This is a genomic window from Leuconostoc sp. BM2 (assembly GCF_002095565.1).
Lineage (GTDB): Bacteria > Bacillota > Bacilli > Lactobacillales > Lactobacillaceae > Leuconostoc > Leuconostoc falkenbergense.
Genome location: NZ_MOWQ01000010.1, coordinates 16,805 through 35,328 on the forward strand (window position 1 = coordinate 16,805; position 18,524 = coordinate 35,328).

Annotated in this window: 16 protein-coding genes; 15 read left to right on the forward strand and 1 reads right to left on the reverse strand. The window is 39.2% G+C overall.

Going from position 1 to position 18,524, the window contains the following annotated elements:
* Nucleotides 1-183: 183 nt before the first annotated feature.
* The 3 genes from BMG01_RS04620 to BMG01_RS04630 all read left to right on the forward strand — a co-directional run bounded on the left by BMG01_RS04620 (nt 184) and on the right by BMG01_RS04630 (nt 4,870).
* A complete protein-coding gene (locus tag BMG01_RS04620; RefSeq protein ID WP_004915781.1) occupies nt 184-2,847 on the forward strand; it encodes a cation-translocating P-type ATPase in 2,664 nt (887 codons plus the stop codon).
* 7 nt (nt 2,848-2,854) lie between these two features.
* Entirely contained in the window at nt 2,855-3,298 is a 444-nt protein-coding gene (locus BMG01_RS04625) for a hypothetical protein (RefSeq protein WP_004915782.1), read from the forward strand.
* 234 nt (nt 3,299-3,532) lie between these two features.
* Nucleotides 3,533-4,870, forward strand: a complete 1,338-nt coding sequence (locus BMG01_RS04630) for a PTS sugar transporter subunit IIC (RefSeq protein ID WP_004915784.1) — start codon at nt 3,533-3,535, stop codon at nt 4,868-4,870.
* 10 nt (nt 4,871-4,880) lie between these two features.
* Here BMG01_RS04630 and BMG01_RS04635 read toward each other — a convergent pair whose 3' ends face one another.
* The gene (locus tag BMG01_RS04635) at nt 4,881-5,885 is read right to left on the reverse strand and encodes a sugar transferase (protein ID WP_004915786.1); all 1,005 of its coding nucleotides are present in this window, start codon (nt 5,883-5,885) and stop codon (nt 4,881-4,883) included.
* Between the two features lie 173 nt (nt 5,886-6,058).
* On the opposite strand from BMG01_RS04635, the gene BMG01_RS04640 reads away from it, so the two are divergent.
* The 12 genes from BMG01_RS04640 (at nt 6,059) to pheS (ending at nt 18,523) form a co-directional block, all read left to right on the forward strand.
* Complete coding sequence (locus BMG01_RS04640) at nt 6,059-7,114, forward strand: BMP family protein (protein ID WP_036067577.1); 1,056 nt, start codon at nt 6,059-6,061, stop codon at nt 7,112-7,114.
* Nucleotides 7,115-7,285: 171 nt separating this feature from the next.
* A complete protein-coding gene (locus BMG01_RS04645; RefSeq protein ID WP_036067247.1) occupies nt 7,286-8,272 on the forward strand; it encodes a GMP reductase in 987 nt (328 codons plus the stop codon).
* A gap of 73 nt (nt 8,273-8,345) precedes the next feature.
* Nucleotides 8,346-9,788 carry an ABC transporter substrate-binding protein/permease gene (locus BMG01_RS04650; RefSeq protein WP_004915792.1) on the forward strand — a complete coding sequence of 481 codons (1,443 nt, stop codon included), beginning with the start codon at nt 8,346-8,348 and terminating at the stop codon, nt 9,786-9,788.
* Complete coding sequence (locus tag BMG01_RS04655; protein ID WP_004915796.1) at nt 9,785-10,531, forward strand: amino acid ABC transporter ATP-binding protein; 747 nt, start codon at nt 9,785-9,787, stop codon at nt 10,529-10,531. The genes BMG01_RS04650 and BMG01_RS04655 overlap by 4 nt, the downstream gene beginning before the upstream one ends.
* A 54-nt stretch (nt 10,532-10,585) precedes the next feature.
* Nucleotides 10,586-12,037 (forward strand): ABC transporter substrate-binding protein/permease, encoded by a 1,452-nt coding sequence (locus tag BMG01_RS04660; RefSeq protein WP_004915798.1) that lies wholly within the window; start codon nt 10,586-10,588, stop codon nt 12,035-12,037.
* A gap of 47 nt (nt 12,038-12,084) precedes the next feature.
* Nucleotides 12,085-13,086, forward strand: a complete 1,002-nt coding sequence (locus BMG01_RS04665) for a competence protein CoiA (protein WP_004915800.1) — start codon at nt 12,085-12,087, stop codon at nt 13,084-13,086.
* A gap of 77 nt (nt 13,087-13,163) precedes the next feature.
* Nucleotides 13,164-14,954, forward strand: coding sequence for an oligoendopeptidase F (pepF, locus tag BMG01_RS04670; RefSeq protein ID WP_036067578.1), 1,791 nt, complete (start codon nt 13,164-13,166; stop codon nt 14,952-14,954).
* Nucleotides 14,955-15,012: 58 nt separating this feature from the next.
* Complete coding sequence (locus BMG01_RS04675; protein ID WP_036067580.1) at nt 15,013-15,405, forward strand: cytidine deaminase; 393 nt, start codon at nt 15,013-15,015, stop codon at nt 15,403-15,405.
* Nucleotides 15,406-15,416: 11 nt separating this feature from the next.
* A complete protein-coding gene (locus tag BMG01_RS04680; RefSeq protein WP_004915811.1) occupies nt 15,417-15,857 on the forward strand; it encodes a nucleoside 2-deoxyribosyltransferase in 441 nt (146 codons plus the stop codon).
* Nucleotides 15,857-16,786, forward strand: coding sequence for a phosphoglycerate dehydrogenase (locus BMG01_RS04685; protein WP_004915814.1), 930 nt, complete (start codon nt 15,857-15,859; stop codon nt 16,784-16,786). The genes BMG01_RS04680 and BMG01_RS04685 overlap by 1 nt, the downstream gene beginning before the upstream one ends.
* Before the next feature lie 63 nt (nt 16,787-16,849).
* The gene (locus BMG01_RS04690) at nt 16,850-17,218 is read left to right on the forward strand and encodes a helix-turn-helix domain-containing protein (RefSeq protein WP_004915817.1); all 369 of its coding nucleotides are present in this window, start codon (nt 16,850-16,852) and stop codon (nt 17,216-17,218) included.
* Between the two features lie 255 nt (nt 17,219-17,473).
* Nucleotides 17,474-18,523 carry a phenylalanine--tRNA ligase subunit alpha gene (pheS, locus tag BMG01_RS04695; RefSeq protein WP_004915820.1) on the forward strand — a complete coding sequence of 350 codons (1,050 nt, stop codon included), beginning with the start codon at nt 17,474-17,476 and terminating at the stop codon, nt 18,521-18,523.
* Nucleotide 18,524: the final 1 nt, after the last annotated feature.

Below are 18,524 nucleotides of genomic sequence, written 5' to 3' on the forward strand. Positions count from 1 at the left end.
GAGGGAGTAACTGACGAAATGTTCGTGGCTGAATCGTCAAAGCAAAACAGCAATGTTTTATATCGCGCTATGCGCCGGTTCAGCATTAAACAGTGAGACTCATGTAAACGTTTATTTGCGTTTGCATGGGTCTTTTCATTTTGTTAGTCTTAGCTTAACCTCAAGCGTATAAGGAGAATTTCGATGGCAGATAAGCCGTTATATAACCAAGACAGTACGGATGTTTTGGTAGCATTAAAAACTGATGCAAAAATCGGTTTGACAGGTCAAGAGGCAAAGGAGCGCTTTGAAAAAAATGGTCCTAACCAGTTGAACGAAGCAAAATCAACTAGTTTAGTTCAGAAATTCATCAACCAGTTTAAGGATTTGATGATTGCTATCTTGTTAGCTGCTGCAATCGTGGCGGCGTTTACAGGTGAACTGGTTGACGCCATCTTCATTTTGGCCATTGTCATTATCAACGCTGTTTTTGGTGTTTTCCAAGAAGCCAAGGCCGAAGATGCCATCAATGCGTTGAAAGAAATGTCTACCCCTAATGCAAACGTCATTCGTGATGGCAAGGAAATGTCTGTGAAATCAACGGATTTGGTTGTGGGTGATGTTGTCCGTCTGGAGGCTGGAGACATTGTGCCAGCTGATTTACGTTTAATTGAATCAGCTTCTCTTCAAATTGAAGAGGCCTCACTGACTGGTGAGTCAGTACCTGTTGATAAAATTGCAGATACACTTGTTGACAGTGATTTGCCGCTGGGTGATCGTACCAACCTTGGATTTATGAATACTAACGTGACTTATGGCCGTGGTGTTGGTGTCGTAACAGGTACGGGAATGCAAACGGAAATTGGGCACATTGCCGGCATGTTAGAGGCAGCCGATGAAACCAAGACACCATTGCAGGCAAATTTGGTCAAGTTAGGTCAAGTTTTGACTTATTTGATTTTAGGAATTGCTGTGGTAACGTTTGTTGTTGGTTTGTTGCGTGGTAGAGAGACCATTATTGATATGCTGTTGACCTCCATCTCTCTGGCTGTTGCAGCTATTCCAGAAGGTTTGCCAGCGATTGTGACAATCACATTAGCATTAGGTACCACGCGTATGGCCTCGCGTCATGCTCTCGTTCGTAAGTTGCCTGCCGTTGAAACATTAGGCTCAACTGATATTATCGGTTCTGATAAAACAGGAACGTTAACGCAGAACAAAATGACAGTCGAAAAGCTCGTGGTTGATGCTGAAATTTCAGACGCTGATAACACAGGAGAATTGACTAATACGTATGCCAGATTAGCTGATATTTTGGCATTGAACAACGATACAAAGCGAACAGAAAATGGTTTAGTTGGTGATCCAACCGAAACGGCATTAATTGCCTTCAATGAAAAGCATGATCGTGATATTGACAAGTTATTTAACGAGATGCCACGTGTTGCAGAATTGCCCTTTGATTCAGAACGTAAGTTGATGTCAACGGTTCATCCGGCACCCAATGGTTATATTATTACGGTCAAGGGTGCACCCGATGAACTATTAAAGCGTGCTACACAGATTGAAATGTCCGGTCAAATCGTTGCATTGAGCGATGATATTCGTGCTAAACTGCTGGGAATTAATTCTGAGCTGGCAACGCAAGCGTTGCGTGTGTTAGGATTTGCTTACAAATTAGTTGATGAAATGCCTACTGAGATGACGACACAAGTTGTTGAAAATGATTTGGTATTTACTGGTTTTGTGGGCATGATTGACCCAGAAAGACCAGAAGTTGCACAGGCTGTTGCCGAAGCAAAAGCTGCTGGTATTCGACCAATGATGATCACGGGTGACCATCGTGATACAGCCGCTGCAATTGCGATTCGTTTAGGTATTTTGGATGAGAAAGACATTGATACTGCTGTCATTTCTGGTTCTGATATTGACGCGATGAGTGAAGCCGAATTTGCGGAAAATGTCACTCGCTATAATGTCTATGCTCGCGTTGCGCCAGAACACAAAGTTAAAATCGTCAATGCTTGGCAGAAAAAAGACAAAGTTGTCGCGATGACTGGGGATGGTGTTAACGATGCGCCGGCTTTGAAAGCTGCTGATATCGGTATTGCAATGGGTATTACTGGAACAGAAGTTTCTAAAGGTGCTTCTGACATGGTTTTGGCTGATGATAACTTTGCAACGATTGTGCATGCTGTTGAGGAAGGTCGTAAGGTCTTTGCTAATATTCAAAAAGCATTACAGTACTTGTTAGCTTCTAACTTAGCGGAAGTGATTTCAATCTTTGTGATGACACTTTTGGGTTGGAATATCTTAGCGCCAATTATGATTTTGTGGATTAACTTGGTAACCGATACTTTGCCAGCGATTGCCTTAGGTATTGAACCAGCAGAAAAGGGTGTGATGAAACGCAGTCCTCGTGGTCGTGGTGCTAGTTTCTTGTCTGGTGGCGTTGGTCCCGCTATTATTTGGCAAGGTATTTTGCAAGCTGTTATTGTGTTGAGTGTGTATGGTTTTGCTTTGGCAGCACCCGTTCATGCGGAGAGCCATTTGGCGCACCAAGATGCTTTGACTATGGCATTTATGACACTCGGATTGATGCAAATGTTTAACGCGATTAACGTTAAGTCGGTGTACGGTTCTATGTTTGGACCACAGGCCTTTAGAAACAAGATGTTCAACTGGGCATTATTAGGATCACTTGTAGTCATGGCAGCTGTTGTTGTGATTCCGCCTTTGAACCCATTGTTCCATGTCTCGCATTTGGATACTTATCAATGGGCAATTGTGTTAGTTGCGGGAATTAGTATCATTGTGATTGTGGAACTGGTAAAATTGGTTCAACGAACAATTTTCAAAAAAGGATAATAGGACATTGGCAAAATTTAATCCCAAACAAGCACAAGTTTATGTGCAGACTTTGCAACAAGTTTTAACAGCAACTCAGGAAACAGCTGATCGCGTGACACCATTTTTTACTAAATTAGATGATGCAAAACAAGAGAACAAGGTAACTGACATTCCTGCAGCAGAATTCGCTGAAATTAAAGCCGAGTTTGAAGACGCAGTGACGAGTTATCAGGAGAATGCTGCACGTTTGAATGCTGCACAAGCACCAATTCGTATTTTGGGTGTGCATAAGTCATTAGCAAAGAATTATGAATTGTACGCTCAAGCAACAGCGTTGATGAGCGATTCACTAAATGTAGCCGATCAAACAATCGATGATGATAAATATGAACAGTCTGAGGCTGATCAAGCTCAATATTTGAACAAAGTACAGACAAATGTATCAAAAATAATGACTTCACAAATGTAAATCGGTCTAGACCAAAAAGAGGATAAACACCACATTGAACGGTGCTTATCCTCTTTTTGGTCTAGTTATTTTTTCAAAGAATTTCATCACAAAAGTGATTTAAACCGTGAAATGAAAGCGTTTACATGATAAGATAAAGACGAAGCACAACTTAAATGGATGCCACTCATGAAGTAAAAAATGACGCTTCACATATTTTTTCATTGCATCCAACATGAAGTGGAGGAGACTTTCATGCAGAGAATAACAGATTGGTTACAGAAAAATTTGGTGCCGATTGGCGCGAAACTATCGTCTATTAAGGCACTGAATGCTATTCGTGATGGTATCGCCTTGGCGATTCCTCTGATTTTGGTCGGATCTTTGGCGATGATTATTCGTAATTTTCCAACCCCTAATGATATGTGGGTGACATGGATTACTGCTAATGGTGTCTTAAATTGGTTGGTGAAAATCATTTACGGTACGTTTTACTTAGTCGGTATCGTTTCAGTCGTTGGTATCGCTTCCAATTATGCCAAGTTGCTATCACCAAAGGCTGATGGTATTTCAGCAGGTGTCTTAGCACTTGGTGGTTATTTCGTTTCGACACCATATTTAAATGGTGCTAACGGCAACCAAGCGTGGGGTGCTAAAGTCGCAATTGCCGACCAAGGAATTGCATATTCAGCAACAAACGCTAACGGTATGTTTGCAGCGATTATTATTGGACTGGTGTCAGCAGCCATTTATGCTTGGTTCTTAAATCATAACATTACCATCAAAATGCCTGATTCAGTACCACCAGCCGTTGGACATTCATTTGCGGCATTAATTCATGGATTTGTGATTATTTTGCTCTGGGCCTTGCTTTATGCGCTATTCCAAGCAACTGGCTTGGTATCTATTCACAATATTTTACAAATGATTTTGGGTGATCCACTAAAAGCGTTCGGTGGTTCATTAATTGGTGCAATTGTGGTAGCGGTGCTTGTGTCGCTATTCTGGTTCATTGGAATTCACGGTGGTAACTTAGTTGGTGCTATTATGTCACCTATCTTCTTGCAATTGATGCAAGAAAACGTTGACGCAGCCAAAGCAGGTAAAGCATTACCAGAAGTTATTACACAGCCATTTATGGATAATTTTGTCTATATTGGTGGTGGTGGTGCGACGTTAGGTTTGATGATTGCACTCGCTATTTTTGCAAAATCAAAGCAAAATAAAGCAATGCGACCACTGACATTAGTGCCTGGTATCTTTAACATTAACGAGCCGACAATGTTTGGTTTGCCAGTTGTTTTGAATGTTTACTTAATCGTACCGTTCCTGATTGTGCCAGTGATGAATGTCTTGATTTCATATTTTGCGATGTCATCAGGATTAGTTGCACGTACAACAGGTACACCTGTACCCTGGACGATGCCACCAGTGATTTCTGGTTTCTTGGCAACCTCAAGTATTTCTGGTGCGGTGTTACAAATCGTTTTGATTCTCTTGGATCTATTAATTTGGATTCCGTTCTTCAAAGTGTTTGATAAAGCGCTTTTGGATGAAGAAAAGCAAGCTGATAGCGACGCTGTTGTTGGATAGTATAAAAGCTTTAATCAAATTTTTGATTAAAGCTTTTATTTTGAATCGTAATCAATGTTTTTTGGGTAAATGAACCTTGAGCGAGTTGCGACGCTATGGGTTGAATATTTGCTTGCCATGTTTGATATTGATTGGGGGATATGTCGCTGATATGATTGAGCTCATTGAGACTGTTGATGGTCAAACCGATGTTATACTTTTTGATAATACTGGCAAGGACACTTTTTTGCCAAGCAATTAAAGGTAATCCTGCTCTAAGATAAAGACTCGCTTTGTGTGGTGCGTTGTATTTAGTGTAGCTTTGATATGTTTTGTCTTCAAAATCATTATCCCATATCAAACCAAATCCAGAGGTAAGTTGGTTTAAAATATCATCAGGGTCAAAATTACCATGGTAACTAACCTGATTAGGGAAAACAAAATCACGCCATTTTTTGGGAACAGAGCCAAATAAGTTGATTTGTGGCCCGTCGTAATTTTTTAGCCAAGGTGACTTTTGAAAAGTACCAGCAAAGTTAATGAGGTGGCTATATGAAGCTAAGTTGTCGACTTCCCCAAGATAATCAAATAAAGGTTGAATAATGAAGTTTGAGTTGACGCCCATACCTCTAAGGGTGTTGGCCATGGCCTCTGAATGAACAATAATAGTATTGTACTGCTTTAAAACAGACAATTCCCAAGCATCGGTTTTGACCAGGCGAAGTGGTTCAATATCATGAATTAAAACAATACTGTGTGCGGAACGGTTATTAATCTCCTGTACCCACTGTTGCTCAAAATGGCAACTCATATAGCTAGGGAATTGATGAATTACAATATCATCTGCTTTGACAGCGTTAAGCCAAGTTTTAATATGGTTCTGTCGCGTTTCATTGTCAAAACGAACATCATTGTAGCGGGCAATAGGTAAAATTGTCCAACCTTGTTTCTGAGCAATTTGAGCATAATCTGATTTTGCTTTTAAAGCACCTGGTGGCATCCATGGTTCAATTGTGTGCGTGATGAAATAAGTCATAGCGATATTATACCAAAATCCGAACTATTTTTTTGAAAATCAATTAAAATCCGAACTATATTAGAAAGATAATTGCAATATTCGGCAATTAGTTGTCTTTTTAACCAAATTTTAACATAAAAATCTGCTTAAAGTCGGATAATGTAGATATTAACTTTTGGGAGAAGAAAAACATGCAACGTTCAGCAAAAATTGGTATCGGTGCGGCGGCAATCGTCGTTATTGCGGGTGGTATATACGCGGCAACACAACAATCAACAAAGAAAAGTTCTGGCTATGCTGTGGCTTTGGTAACAGATGGTGGTGGCATAGATGATCGATCATTTAACCAATCGGCATGGGAAGGGTTGGAGTCTTATGGAAAAGCCAATGGCCTGAAGCAAGGAAAAGGCGGGTACAACTATTTTCAGAGTACAGATACATCAGAAATAAAGACTAATTTGCAAACGGCCGTTAAAGGTGGTTATAAGTTAGTTTATGGTGTTGGATTCGCGGCGGCACCTGCTGTAACTAGCGTTGCTAAAGCTAACCCTAAGACAAATTTTGCCATTATTGATACAGTGATTGCTAAGAAAAATGTTGCTTCATTGACATTTAAAACAGAACAATCATCATACTTGGCTGGTGTTGCGGCAGCTAAGCAATCAAAGAGCGGCACGGTTGGTTTTGTGGGTGGCATACATGGTGATGTCGTCGACACTTTTGAGGCCGGTTTTAAAGCCGGTGTTAAGGCAACGAACACTAACATCAAAGTATTAACGCAGTATACTGATTCATTCACGGATGCCGCCAAAGGCAAGACAATTGCTGCATCAATGACTGCCAATGGTGCCGATGTTATTTTCCAAGCAGCTGGTGGTGCTGGAAATGGTGTCTTTGCAGAAGCTAAGGCAGCAAACCAAAAAGAAAGTGCCGATTCCGATAAGAAAATTTGGGTAATTGGTGTTGATCGTGATCAAAAGTCTGATGGTAATTACAAGGATAAAGATGGCAAGTCATCTAACTTCACCTTGGTATCAGCAGTAAAGCGCGTCGATAGTGCGGTTGAAGATGTTGCGACAAAGGCCAAAAATGACAAATTCCCTGGTGGTAAAACAATCACATATGGCTTGAAAGAAAAAGGTGTCAGTCTATCTAAGGATTCTGCTTCTAGCAGTGTTTGGTCAGCAGTTCAGTCAGCACAAAAGAAGATTGTCGCTGGTGATATCAAAGTACCTGTTCATCCATAATCTCGTTTTAAAAATTAATCGCAGTGATGCGATTTTTTTTGTATAACAATATAAAAACGAACAATTATATATATTTTGAATTTAATTTCGTCTTTTGTTTACAAATTAGTCATGATTCCCCTTGAAAAGTCTGTATAATAGTCATTGGAGTTTAGGAAAAGGATGACTATGATGGATTTTAATACAGTTTTTGATTATGAAGACGTTCAACTAATCCCCAATTTGGGAATACTTGAATCACGTTCCCAGGCGGATACGTCAGTCAAATTGGGACGATATACCTTTAAGTTACCAGTTGTAGCAGCCAACATGCAGACGGTTATTGATGAACCGTTAGCAAAACATTTAGCGGCCAATGGTTACTTTTATGTGATGCATCGTTTTGAACCAAGTAAACGATTAGATTTTGTTAAAAGTATGCAATCTGAGCAGCTGATTGCGTCTATTTCTGTGGGCATTAAGCCGGAAGAATATCAATTTATTGATGATCTTAAATCAGCAGGACTAGTGCCCGAATTTATCACTGTTGACGTTGCGCATGGGCATGCTGTACCAGTTATCGACATGGTAAGGTACATTAAAAAAACTTTACCAGATAGTTTTGTTATCGCTGGTAACTTGGCAACGGCCGAGGCTGTTAGGGATCTTGAAAATGCCGGCGCCGATGCTACTAAAGTGGGTGTGGGTCCTGGGAAGGCTTGTATTACGAAATTAAAAACCGGATTTGGGACTGGCGGTTGGCAATTAGCGGCATTGCGCTTATGTGCTAAGGCAGCAAAAAAGCCAATAATCACTGATGGTGGTATTCGTCATAATGGTGACATAGCTAAATCAATTCGGTTTGGTGCGACAATGTGCATGATTGGCTCATTATTTGCGGGCCATGACGAAACACCTGGTGATATTGTCGAAATCAATGGTGACAAATTTAAGATGTACTTTGGTTCTGCTTCACAGTTTCAAAAGGGTGAATACAAGCATGTTGAGGGTAAAAAATTGTTAGTACCTTATCGTGGTAGTATTGATACCACGATACGTGAAATAAAAGAAGATTTGCAATCATCAATTTCTTATTCTGGTGGTCGTGAGCTAGCAGACCTTAAACGTGTTGATTATGTCATTGTTAAAAATTCGATTAGTAATGGTGATACTTATTAAAAATAGAAAAATATGTTAAGAAAACTGACATGATATTGTGTGATCGTCAGCTTTTTTGCTATACTGGAGTATTATGAAAAAGATATGGATATTTTGTGTTGCTTTTTTAGCAACTGTCACAATGATGATGGGTATCACGAAGGTTGACGCCGCACAGCCTAACTACATTATCACAACTGATGCGACGTACCCTCCGTTTGATTTTCAAGATAAAAATAATCAATACACTGGTATTGACCAAGAAATTTTGAAAACAATTGCCAAACGCGAAGGTTTTACCTATACGCTTAAGCCAATGAGCTTCAATGCTGCTACGCAATCAGTAACATCTGGACAAGCGGACGCAGTGATTGCAGGTATGTCAATTACTGATGAGCGTAAACAAGTTTTTGATTTTGGGACACCGTACTATAAGTCTGGAATTGCTTGGGCGGTTAAAAAAGGCTCAGCTATCAAGTCATTGCAAGATTTGAAGGGTAAAACTGTTGCGATTAAAACAGGAACTGCTGGCGCTGATTATGCTTTATCAATCCAGAAAAAATATGGCTTTAAGGTAACTTATTTTAGTGATTCTGATACACTTTATAATGATGTGATTAATGGCAACTCACAAGCTACTTTTGGCGACTTACCAGTTTTGCAGTATACTATCAAAAATGGTACCAAGTTAAAAGTGATGAACCCAACTAATCCATACGAGGCTGGTTGGTACGGTTTTGCGGTTAAAAAAGGTGATAACGCGCAATTGTTAGCTTCTTTTAATAAGGGATTCGCCGCGATTAAAAAAGATGGCACTTATCAAAAGATCGTAAACAAATATTTAGGCGCTCCGGCTTCAGAATTTACTGGTAGTAAATCAGACAATAGCTCGGTATTTGGTATTTTAAAGTCCAATGAAAATGCCTTTATGAAGGGATTGTGGCAAACAATCCTATTAACATTGTTTGGTATTATTTTAGCTTCAATTTGGGGCATTTTACTTGGTATCATGGGTGTTAGCCAAAATAGTGTGATTAGGGGTATCTCAACCACAATCATTTACATCTTCCGTGGTATGCCGTTAATGGTATTAGCATTTTTCATTTATATTGGACTGCCTGGCGTTATTGGTACTAAAATCCCAGCATTTACGGCTGGTGTCATCACACTGATTTTGAATGAGGGTGCATATACTGGTGCGTTTGTACGTGGTGGTTTTAAAGCAGTTGACAAAGGTCAAATGGAAGCGGCACGAAGTCTTGGATTTACTTATGGTAAGTCAATGTATAAAGTGATTATGCCCCAAGGACTCAAAATTATGGTGCCGAGTTTTATTAATCAATTCATCATCACTTTAAAAGATACATCAATTTTGTCGGCAATTGGTATTTTGGAATTAACACAAACAGGGACCTTAATTGTCTCTCGTAACTCACAGGGCTTTCGTGTATGGGCTATTATTGCTGTGATATATTTGGTTGTAATCACGTTACTGACTTGGTTTAGTAATTGGGTAGAAAAGAGGACGCGTTCATGAGTGAAGCACAAGTAAAAGTGCATGTTGATAAAGTTAATAAATCTTATGGTGAAAACCATGTTTTGCGCGATATTTCATTGGATATTGCCGAAAACGAAGTGGTTGTTATGATTGGACCATCAGGATCAGGTAAATCAACCTTTTTGCGGATGTTAAACCAATTAGAAACACCTGATAATGGGACAATCATTGTTGATGGCTATGATATTTCAGATAAAAATACGGATATCAACAAGGTTCGCGAAAACATCGGTATGGTGTTTCAAAACTTCAACTTGTTCAATAATTACACCGTGCTAGAAAATATCATGTTAGCACCTGTTGAACTCAAAAAACTAGACAAAGTTGCAGCAGAGAAAAAAGCACGTGAACTTCTTGAAACTGTTGGTTTATCTGATAAAGCGGATATGCCAGTTAGTTCCTTATCTGGTGGTCAAAAGCAACGTATCGCGATTGCACGCGCATTAGCAATGACGCCAGATATTATGTTGTTTGATGAACCAACTTCTGCGCTGGATCCTGAAATGGTTGGCGATGTACTTGATGTTATGAAAAATTTGGCCGAGTCTGGTATGACAATGATTATCGTGACACATGAAATGGGCTTTGCCAAGCAAGTAGCTGATCGTGTTGTTTTCTTTGAATCAGGTAAAATTCAAGAATCAGGAACACCAGATCAAGTATTTGATGCACCAAAGAATGAACGTCTACAAGAATTTTTGAGTAAAGTCACGCATGCTTAACCGTGGCGTATGAATGACAGGTGGCCATAGCGCCACCTTTTTTGGGGAGAAAAAATGTTTAAAAAAGGTATACTAATAAGTTTTTTGGCAATGTTGTCGATTACCACGTTTGTTTTTGCAATGGGTGATAATTTAGTTCATGCGGATAAACCGAATTATATCATTTCAACTGATGCAACCTATCCGCCGTTTGATTTTCAGGATAAAAATAATCAGTATGTGGGTATCGATCAAGATATTTTGAAAGAAATTTCGAAACGAGAAAATTTCACTTATACGTTAAAACCAATGAGCTTTAATTCAGCAGCACAACTTGTTTCAAATGGACAAGCTGACGGCATTATTGCGGGTATGGTAATTACGGAGGAGCGTAAGGCCGTTTATGATCACTCAACACCTTACTATAAAACGGGTGTGGCTTGGATTGTCAAAAAAGACAGCAAAATTAAGTCATTAAAAGACTTAAAAGGCAAAACTGTTGCTTTAAAGACGGGTACGGCCGCTTCAGAATATGGTAAATCTTTGCAAGCTAAGTATGGGTTTAATGTTAAATACTTTAACGATACAGACACAATGTACAATGATGTTGCGGTGGGCAATTCTGCTGCAACATTTGAAGATATGCCAGTTATTCAGTATGCTATCAAAAATGGTGTTAAGTTGAAGGTTATGAATGCCGATAATCCAGGGAACGCTGGTTGGTATGGATTTTTTGTTAAAAAAGGTGAGAACAAAGCGCTGTTGTCAGCTTTCAACCGTGGTTTTGCTGCTATTAAGAAAGATGGTACGTATGACAAAATCGTTGCAAAATATCTAGGTGCTAATCAATCTACATTCACTGGCGCCAAAAAGGATAATTTTTCTGTTCTGGGTATCTTAAAGGCGAATAAAAGTGCCTTTTTGAAGGGCCTGTGGCAAACAATTATGCTCACATTCCTTGGCATTATTTTAGCTTCAATTTGGGGTGTCGTGTTAGGCGTAATGGGTGTTAGCCAAAATAAATTTGTACGTGGCGTATCGACGACGATTATATATATTTTCCGTGGATTACCACTTATGGTGTTGGCATTCTTTATTTATATCGGTTTGCCTGGTGTGATTGGGGCCAAAATTCCTGCTTTCACTGCCGGGGTATTGACATTAGTTCTTAATGAAGGCGCTTATACAGGTGCTTTTGTCCGTGGTGGTTTTGAAGCGGTGGAAGTTGGTCAGATGGAAGCAGCACGATCGTTGGGATTACCTTATCGTACAGCAATGCGGCGTGTAATTATGCCGCAAGGTTTAAAAATTATGGTGCCAAGTTTCATTAATCAATTCATTATTACATTGAAAGACACCTCAATTTTGTCAGCGATTGGTTTGCTAGAATTGACACAAACCGGTTCCTTAATTGTTGCACGTAATTCCCAAGGTTTCCGCGTATGGGCAATTGTGGCTATCATGTATCTGATTATCATTACATTACTTACTTGGTTTAGCAATTGGGCGCAAAAAAAATTGCAATAAAACAAAAACACTTCCAAATCGTATGATATGATTGGAGGTGTTTTTTTATGATTGTAGCCTATAACCAGCGTCAAAAATACATTTTAGCTAAAGATGCGCAAAAAGATCAATCGTATTTTTGTCCAGGTTGTCGTGAGCCAGTTATGCTAAAAGTGGGTGATGTTAAACAAAAACATTTTGCGCATTATTCAGGCACACTTTGCCAAACACTAACTGAAAATGAAACGACAGCTCATTTGTCGGGTAAAATGCAGTTAGCACAGTATTTGCAGCAATTTGGTCATGTGGAAATTGAGGCTGTGATTGCTAGCATACAGCAACGTCCGGACATTTTATTGACGCAAGGCAATCAAAAATTAGCAATTGAATATCAATGCAGTCCTATTTCTCAAAAAAGGTTAATGCAACGAAATGCGGGCTATCAATCATGTCACATCAAAGTTATTTGGATCCTAGGGGAGACCTACTATCAACGTAATTTAAGTCAAAAAACAATTCTAAAATTTATGGCTGCACAGCAGATTGTATTCTATTTGTCGAGTAATCAAATGTTTGTCCATCGTCATCATTTCATCAAAGCCGATTTTTCACGTGTAAAATATACCGAGAAATGTCATCATGATTTGTTCATAAAGCCGTTGCAATCGCTGACATATCAACATGACGTAAATAAGCAACGCTATAAAGTCCATAGTTTACTCATGCAACAACGTGTTGATAAGTTTTTAATTAATCATTTATATCAACATAATCGACGATTACCTGATGCGCCTGAATGGGTATTTCAAGGGTGTACGTTTGGTTTAAATGTTGCAAATTGGCATTTCCGATTATTAGTTGTGTTACTATTAGAAAAAATTGGTTTACAGCATGTTATTAAAAAAGAAAAATTAGGTCAAATATTAGCACAATACTTCTTAGGTGATGATGATTTTAAAATCGTTCAGTTACGACAAATATTTTGCAGTTTAGAAAATCATAATTTTATTTTACAGCAAGGTGGTTATATTTTAATTCGACGATTGCCTAAATGGTTGAACGCAAAGTAACATCATTTACCGTGAATATGATAGAATGATTAGTATTGAATGATAAGGAGAGTGCGGAGTTCCGCACGTTTATAATTATGGCACAACAAATACTACGTTCTGAAGTTCCTGAAAATTTAACATGGGATCTCAGCACAATTTTTGAATCAGATGATGCATTTGAAGCGGCCTTTAAGTCAGTTCAAACAGCAGCAAAACAATTAAGTCAATATGTTGGGCACGTTGGTGATTCAGCTACTACATTGCTGGCTGCATTAGAAGCGGACCTTGCAGCTGAACGCGAATTTGAAAAAGTGTATGTCTATGCACACCAGATTTTTGATCAAGACACTACTAATCCTAAATATGCGGCTTATAATGCACAAGTTCAGAGTTTATATGCTGAGTTGAGCGCAGCAACGTCGTTTTTTCAACCAGAAGTCTTAGCTATTCCTGATGCGACTTTGACTCAATATCTTGCTGCAGAGGGATTGGCAAAGTATCAACATTTCTTTGATGTTTTACTTGCTCAAAAGCCTCATACGTTGCCCGCTGATCAAGAAGCGCTCTTAGCAGGTGCGAGTGACATTTTTGGCGCATCCGAGCAAACTTTTGGTGCGCTTGACAATTCCGATATTACATTTGGTAATGTTCATACTGAGACCGGAGAAGTAGTGCCATTAACAAATGGTTTATATTCACTCTTGTTAGAATCTCAAAACCGTGATTTGCGCCAAGAAGCTTTTACAACCCTATATGATAGTTACATTGGATTACAAAACACATTTGCGTCAACACTATCTGCTCACGTTAAGGGACACAATTTTTTGGCCAAAACTCGACACTATGATTCAGCGCGCCAAGCTGCTGTTTCAGGAAATAATATCCCTGAAAGTGTTTTTCAAACATTAACGACAACTGTGGATGAAAACTTACCATTATTGCATCGATTTGTTGCTTTACGAAAAAAAATTCTGGGTGTAGAAGATGTGCATTCTTATGACTTGTACGTGCCATTGGTTGATGAAATTGACTTTGATGTAACCTATGAAAAGGCCCAACAAATTGTCTTATCAGCATTGGCACCGTTAGGAGCAGATTATGTTGCCATTGTTCAAAAAGCATTTGACGAACGATGGATTGATGTTGTCGAAAATAAAGGTAAGCGTACTGGTGCTTATTCAAGTGGTGCTTACGACACTAAGCCATTCATTCTGTTGAATTGGCAAAATAATTTGAATAATATCTACACTTTGGCGCATGAAATGGGACATTCCGTTCATTCTTATTTAACACGGCATAACCAAGAGTACCATTATGGTGATTATCCTATCTTTTTGGCAGAAATTGCCTCAACAACTAATGAAGGGTTGTTGACGGACTATTTGCTCAAGACCAATAGTGATCCTAAATTCCGTGCTTATGTTTTGAACCAATACTTAGATGGCTTCAAGGGAACGGTATTTCGCCAAACTCAGTTTGCGGAATTTGAACAATGGATCCACGAACAAAGTGCTGATGGAACGGCTTTAACTGCTGAAGTCATGAGTGATTATTATGGTGAGTTGAATCAAAAGTTCTATGGACCAGATCTTTTCCCTGACGAAGCTATTGCTTATGAATGGTCTCGTATTCCTCACTTTTATTATAATTTCTATGTTTATCAGTATGCTACTGGTGAAGCTGCCGCAACAACTTTGGCAGAACGTATCTTGAATGGCAACGGTGCTCAAGACTATAAAAACTATTTAAAGTCGGGTAATTCAGATTATGCGTTGAATATTATTCAAAAAGCAGGCGTCGACATGAGTCAATCTGGCTATTTAAAACAAGCCTTTGAAGTGTTTGAAGCACGTTTGTCTGAATTAGAAACATTGCTATCCAAGTAGAAATAAACGGTCCAACGGGCTGTTTTTTTGCTAAAATAACAGTTAGGAGAAAAAAATCATGACTGTACCACAAAATCTTGCTGACGTTGCTAATGCAGCACTTAATGATACCTATACCCCGTATTCTCACTTTCCCGTTGGTTCTGCTTTACTAGCTGAAAATGGTGAAGTTTTTAAAGGTGTTAACATTGAGAACGTCTCATTTGGATTAACTAACTGTGCGGAAAGAACTGCCATTTTTACAGCTGTTGCAGCTGGTCATCGGCATTTTCATGGACTTGTTATTTCTGGAAAAACTGATGAGCCAATTGCTCCATGCGGCGCTTGCAGGCAGGTAATGGTAGAGTTTTTTGAACCTGACATGCCAATTTGGTTAATTAATGACCAAGGACAAGAAATCGAAACTAACATTGCAGAATTAATGCCGGGCGCATTTAATAATTTACAATAAGGAGTTTACTCATGCCTCAGATTTATCTTGCAGCACCATTTTTTTCAGATGAACAAATTGATCGTGCAAAACGTATTGAATCAGCATTAGATGCTAATCCAACTGTTAAAGATTATTACTCACCACGACAAAATCAAAAAACTGAAAATCCGGAATTTAGTGCCCCTTGGGCGGCCGAAGTATTTCAAAGAGATGTTACCAATGTCATGGCGGCTGATATTATTGTATCAGTGATTGATTATCGCGATAATGATGCTGATTCGGGTACTGCTTTTGAGCAAGGAATGGCTTGGGTGGCTAAAAAACCAATAGTGGTCGTTAATGAGTTACAGTTTCCTGTTAATTTGATGTTATCTGAGTCATTAACAGCTTATGTGACAGCAGCAGAAGCTTTAAAAACATATAATTTTGAACAAACACCGAAAATACCATTTACAGGAGAACTATTCTAATGAAAAAAATTTTGGTTGCGAATTTAACAGCAAAAAAAGCGGTTAAATATTTGGAAGAAAAGGGATTCGAGGTCATTATTAGTTCTCAGGCGAGTGACGATGACTTTTTGGCACACACGGATGTGGATGGCATTCTGATAATGATGCACCCTTTTGGTGAATCATTGATGTCAAAGATGCCTAATTTGAAAGTGATTGCACGACACGGTGTCGGTTATGATAATGTTGATTTGGCTGCTGCTGCCAAACATGATATTGTCGTCACGAATACTCCTGGTGCAAATGCGACAGCTGTTGCTGAGACGGCTATCATGCACATGTTGATGGCTGGTCGCCTATATTACCAGCGTCGTGAATTACTCACAGATACTACAAATGCTGATTACTTAGCAGCGCATAATGGTCAGGAAATATCAGGTAAAACAGTAGGAATCATCGGGTTTGGGCACATTGGTCAAAATATTGATCGATTGTTAACGGGATTTGATGTGAATGTTTTAGCTTACGCAAGACATTCACATGAGGTAGTGAACGGTCGGATGGCTACGCTAGACGAAATTTATGAACAATCTGACTTTATTGTGACCGCGCTACCAGCCACACCGGAAACGACGCACATGATTAACGCAGATGTTTTCTCAAAGATGAAATCTTCAGCGGTTCTCGTTAATATTGGACGTGGTGCATTAATTGACGAATCAGCATTGATTGATGCCCTGAAAAATGATGTGATTGCTGGTGCTGGTTTGGACGTTGTCGAACATGAACCAATTAGTGTTGATAATCCGTTGCTACAATTACCCAATGCATTTGTGACACCACATGTCGCTATGATTTCGCAAGAAGCAATGGATAATGTTGCCATTAAAGCAGCAGAAGATATTGTCAGAGTATTATCAGGGGAACAACCACTGTTTCCTGTTAATTAGCTTACTTTTTGTCAATAGTATAAGATTGTGTTAGAATGAACACAAGAGCCTGGAGGAATAATTATGGCAAAGTTGGCAGAACATACAGAAAATCTTTTGTGTCAGAATTTTACAAAAACATTCGAAATTCTTGGTCGTAAATGGAATGGTATGATTATTGAAACGTTACTGGTTAGTGGACCAAAGCGGTTCTTAGAAATTTCACGTGCTATTCCAGCTTGTTCAGATCGCGTTTTGGTTGAGCGTTTAAAAGAACTAGAAGCAGCGCATTTAGTGATTCGTCAAACTTATGAAGATTCTAATTTGATTGAATACAAACTAACTGAAGCTGGTGAAGCGATGCGACCAATGATGAAAGCAGTTCACGAATGGTCTGATAAATTTAATAATGTTGCAAAACTAGAAGTTCCTGACAGCATGACAGAAGTTTGATACAATAGACATAGTAAGATTACGATGAATGACCTAGTAATGATTAAGCGCCAATAGCGAGCGGTGAATAGTGAAAGACCGTGGGTAGCTAATGATGAATTTCAGTCAGGAGTAATGGCTTAATCGCCAGCGTTAGTCCACGATACGGACGCCAAAGCTGACAACGTTCAGAAATTTGGGTGGTACCGCGTTATTTGACGTCCCATGTTATCTTTTTTAAGATAACATGGGATTTTTTGTTAGAAAGGAAAAATGATGAGTTTAATTGATGATTTAAAACAGCTGAAACAATCTGCTGTCTCGCGCATTAATTCGCAAGATGCCGATATTGAACAATTGCGTGTTAAATTGTTGGGTAAAAAAGGTGAGTTGACTGCTTTATTGAAGGGCATGAAAGATGTCGCTGCTGAAAATCGCAAGGCAGTTGGTGAAATTGGCAATGACGTTCGGCAAACAATTACTGAATTATTGACCGAAAAAAAAGCTGCTGAAGCTGAAGCAGCTTTGTCCAAGCAATTAGAGGCTGAAACAATTGATGTTACAATGCCAGGGGCCCAATCACCCATTGGACAACCACATGTGCTTCAACAGATTATTGATGAAATTGAGCAACATTTTTTGGGTCTTGGATTTCAAGTAATTGATGATACAGTCGATTCACCAGAAGTTGAGACGGATGAGTATAATTTCGAAAGAGAAAACTTGCCAAAAGATCACCCTGCACGTGATATGCAGGATACATTTTATATTACGCCGGAAATTTTGCTTCGAACCCAGACATCACCCGTTCAGTCACGTTCGTTAGAGAAACATGATTTTTCTAAGGGGCCTCTTAAAATGATTGCACCGGGAAAAGTTTACCGTCGTGATACTGATGATGCTACACATTCGCACCAATTCCATCAAGTTGAAGGCATGGTTGTTGGTGAAAATATTACTATGGCAGACTTAAAGGGCACTTTATTATCCGTTATGCAGGAATTGTTCGGTGAAAAGCATCAAATTCGGATGCGTCCATCATACTTTCCATTTACGGAACCATCTGTGGAAGTCGATGTTTCCTGGGATGAAGTGACACCTGATACAAAACCAGAAGATATTAAATGGATTGAAGTTTTGGGAGCGGGTATGACGCATCCTAATGTATTGCGTATGGACGGTGTTGATCCTGAAAAATATTCAGGGTTTGCCTTTGGATTGGGACCTGATCGACTTGCAATGTTGAAGTATGGTGTAGATGATATTCGACAATTCTATCTGAATGATGTTCGTTTTTTGTCACAATTTAATCGGAAGGGGAATTAAT

Bases quoted from the DNA above. Each gene is read 5' to 3' on its own strand.
- pepF (WP_036067578.1), top strand. From the start codon at position 13,164: ATGGCACAACAAATACTACGTTCTGAAGTTCCTGAAAATTTAACATGG.
- BMG01_RS04690 (WP_004915817.1), top strand. From the start codon at position 16,850: ATGGCAAAGTTGGCAGAACATACAGAAAATCTTTTGTGTCAGAATTTT.
- BMG01_RS04655 (WP_004915796.1), top strand. From the start codon at position 9,785: ATGAGTGAAGCACAAGTAAAAGTGCATGTTGATAAAGTTAATAAATCT.
- BMG01_RS04620 (WP_004915781.1), top strand. From the start codon at position 184: ATGGCAGATAAGCCGTTATATAACCAAGACAGTACGGATGTTTTGGTA.
- BMG01_RS04660 (WP_004915798.1), top strand. From the start codon at position 10,586: ATGTTTAAAAAAGGTATACTAATAAGTTTTTTGGCAATGTTGTCGATT.
- BMG01_RS04635 (WP_004915786.1), bottom strand. From the start codon at position 5,885: ATGACTTATTTCATCACGCACACAATTGAACCATGGATGCCACCAGGT.
- BMG01_RS04665 (WP_004915800.1), top strand. From the start codon at position 12,085: ATGATTGTAGCCTATAACCAGCGTCAAAAATACATTTTAGCTAAAGAT.
- BMG01_RS04630 (WP_004915784.1), top strand. From the start codon at position 3,533: ATGCAGAGAATAACAGATTGGTTACAGAAAAATTTGGTGCCGATTGGC.
- BMG01_RS04640 (WP_036067577.1), top strand. From the start codon at position 6,059: ATGCAACGTTCAGCAAAAATTGGTATCGGTGCGGCGGCAATCGTCGTT.
- BMG01_RS04675 (WP_036067580.1), top strand. From the start codon at position 15,013: ATGACTGTACCACAAAATCTTGCTGACGTTGCTAATGCAGCACTTAAT.
- BMG01_RS04680 (WP_004915811.1), top strand. From the start codon at position 15,417: ATGCCTCAGATTTATCTTGCAGCACCATTTTTTTCAGATGAACAAATT.
- BMG01_RS04645 (WP_036067247.1), top strand. From the start codon at position 7,286: ATGGATTTTAATACAGTTTTTGATTATGAAGACGTTCAACTAATCCCC.
- BMG01_RS04685 (WP_004915814.1), top strand. From the start codon at position 15,857: ATGAAAAAAATTTTGGTTGCGAATTTAACAGCAAAAAAAGCGGTTAAA.
- BMG01_RS04650 (WP_004915792.1), top strand. From the start codon at position 8,346: ATGAAAAAGATATGGATATTTTGTGTTGCTTTTTTAGCAACTGTCACA.
- pheS (WP_004915820.1), top strand. From the start codon at position 17,474: ATGAGTTTAATTGATGATTTAAAACAGCTGAAACAATCTGCTGTCTCG.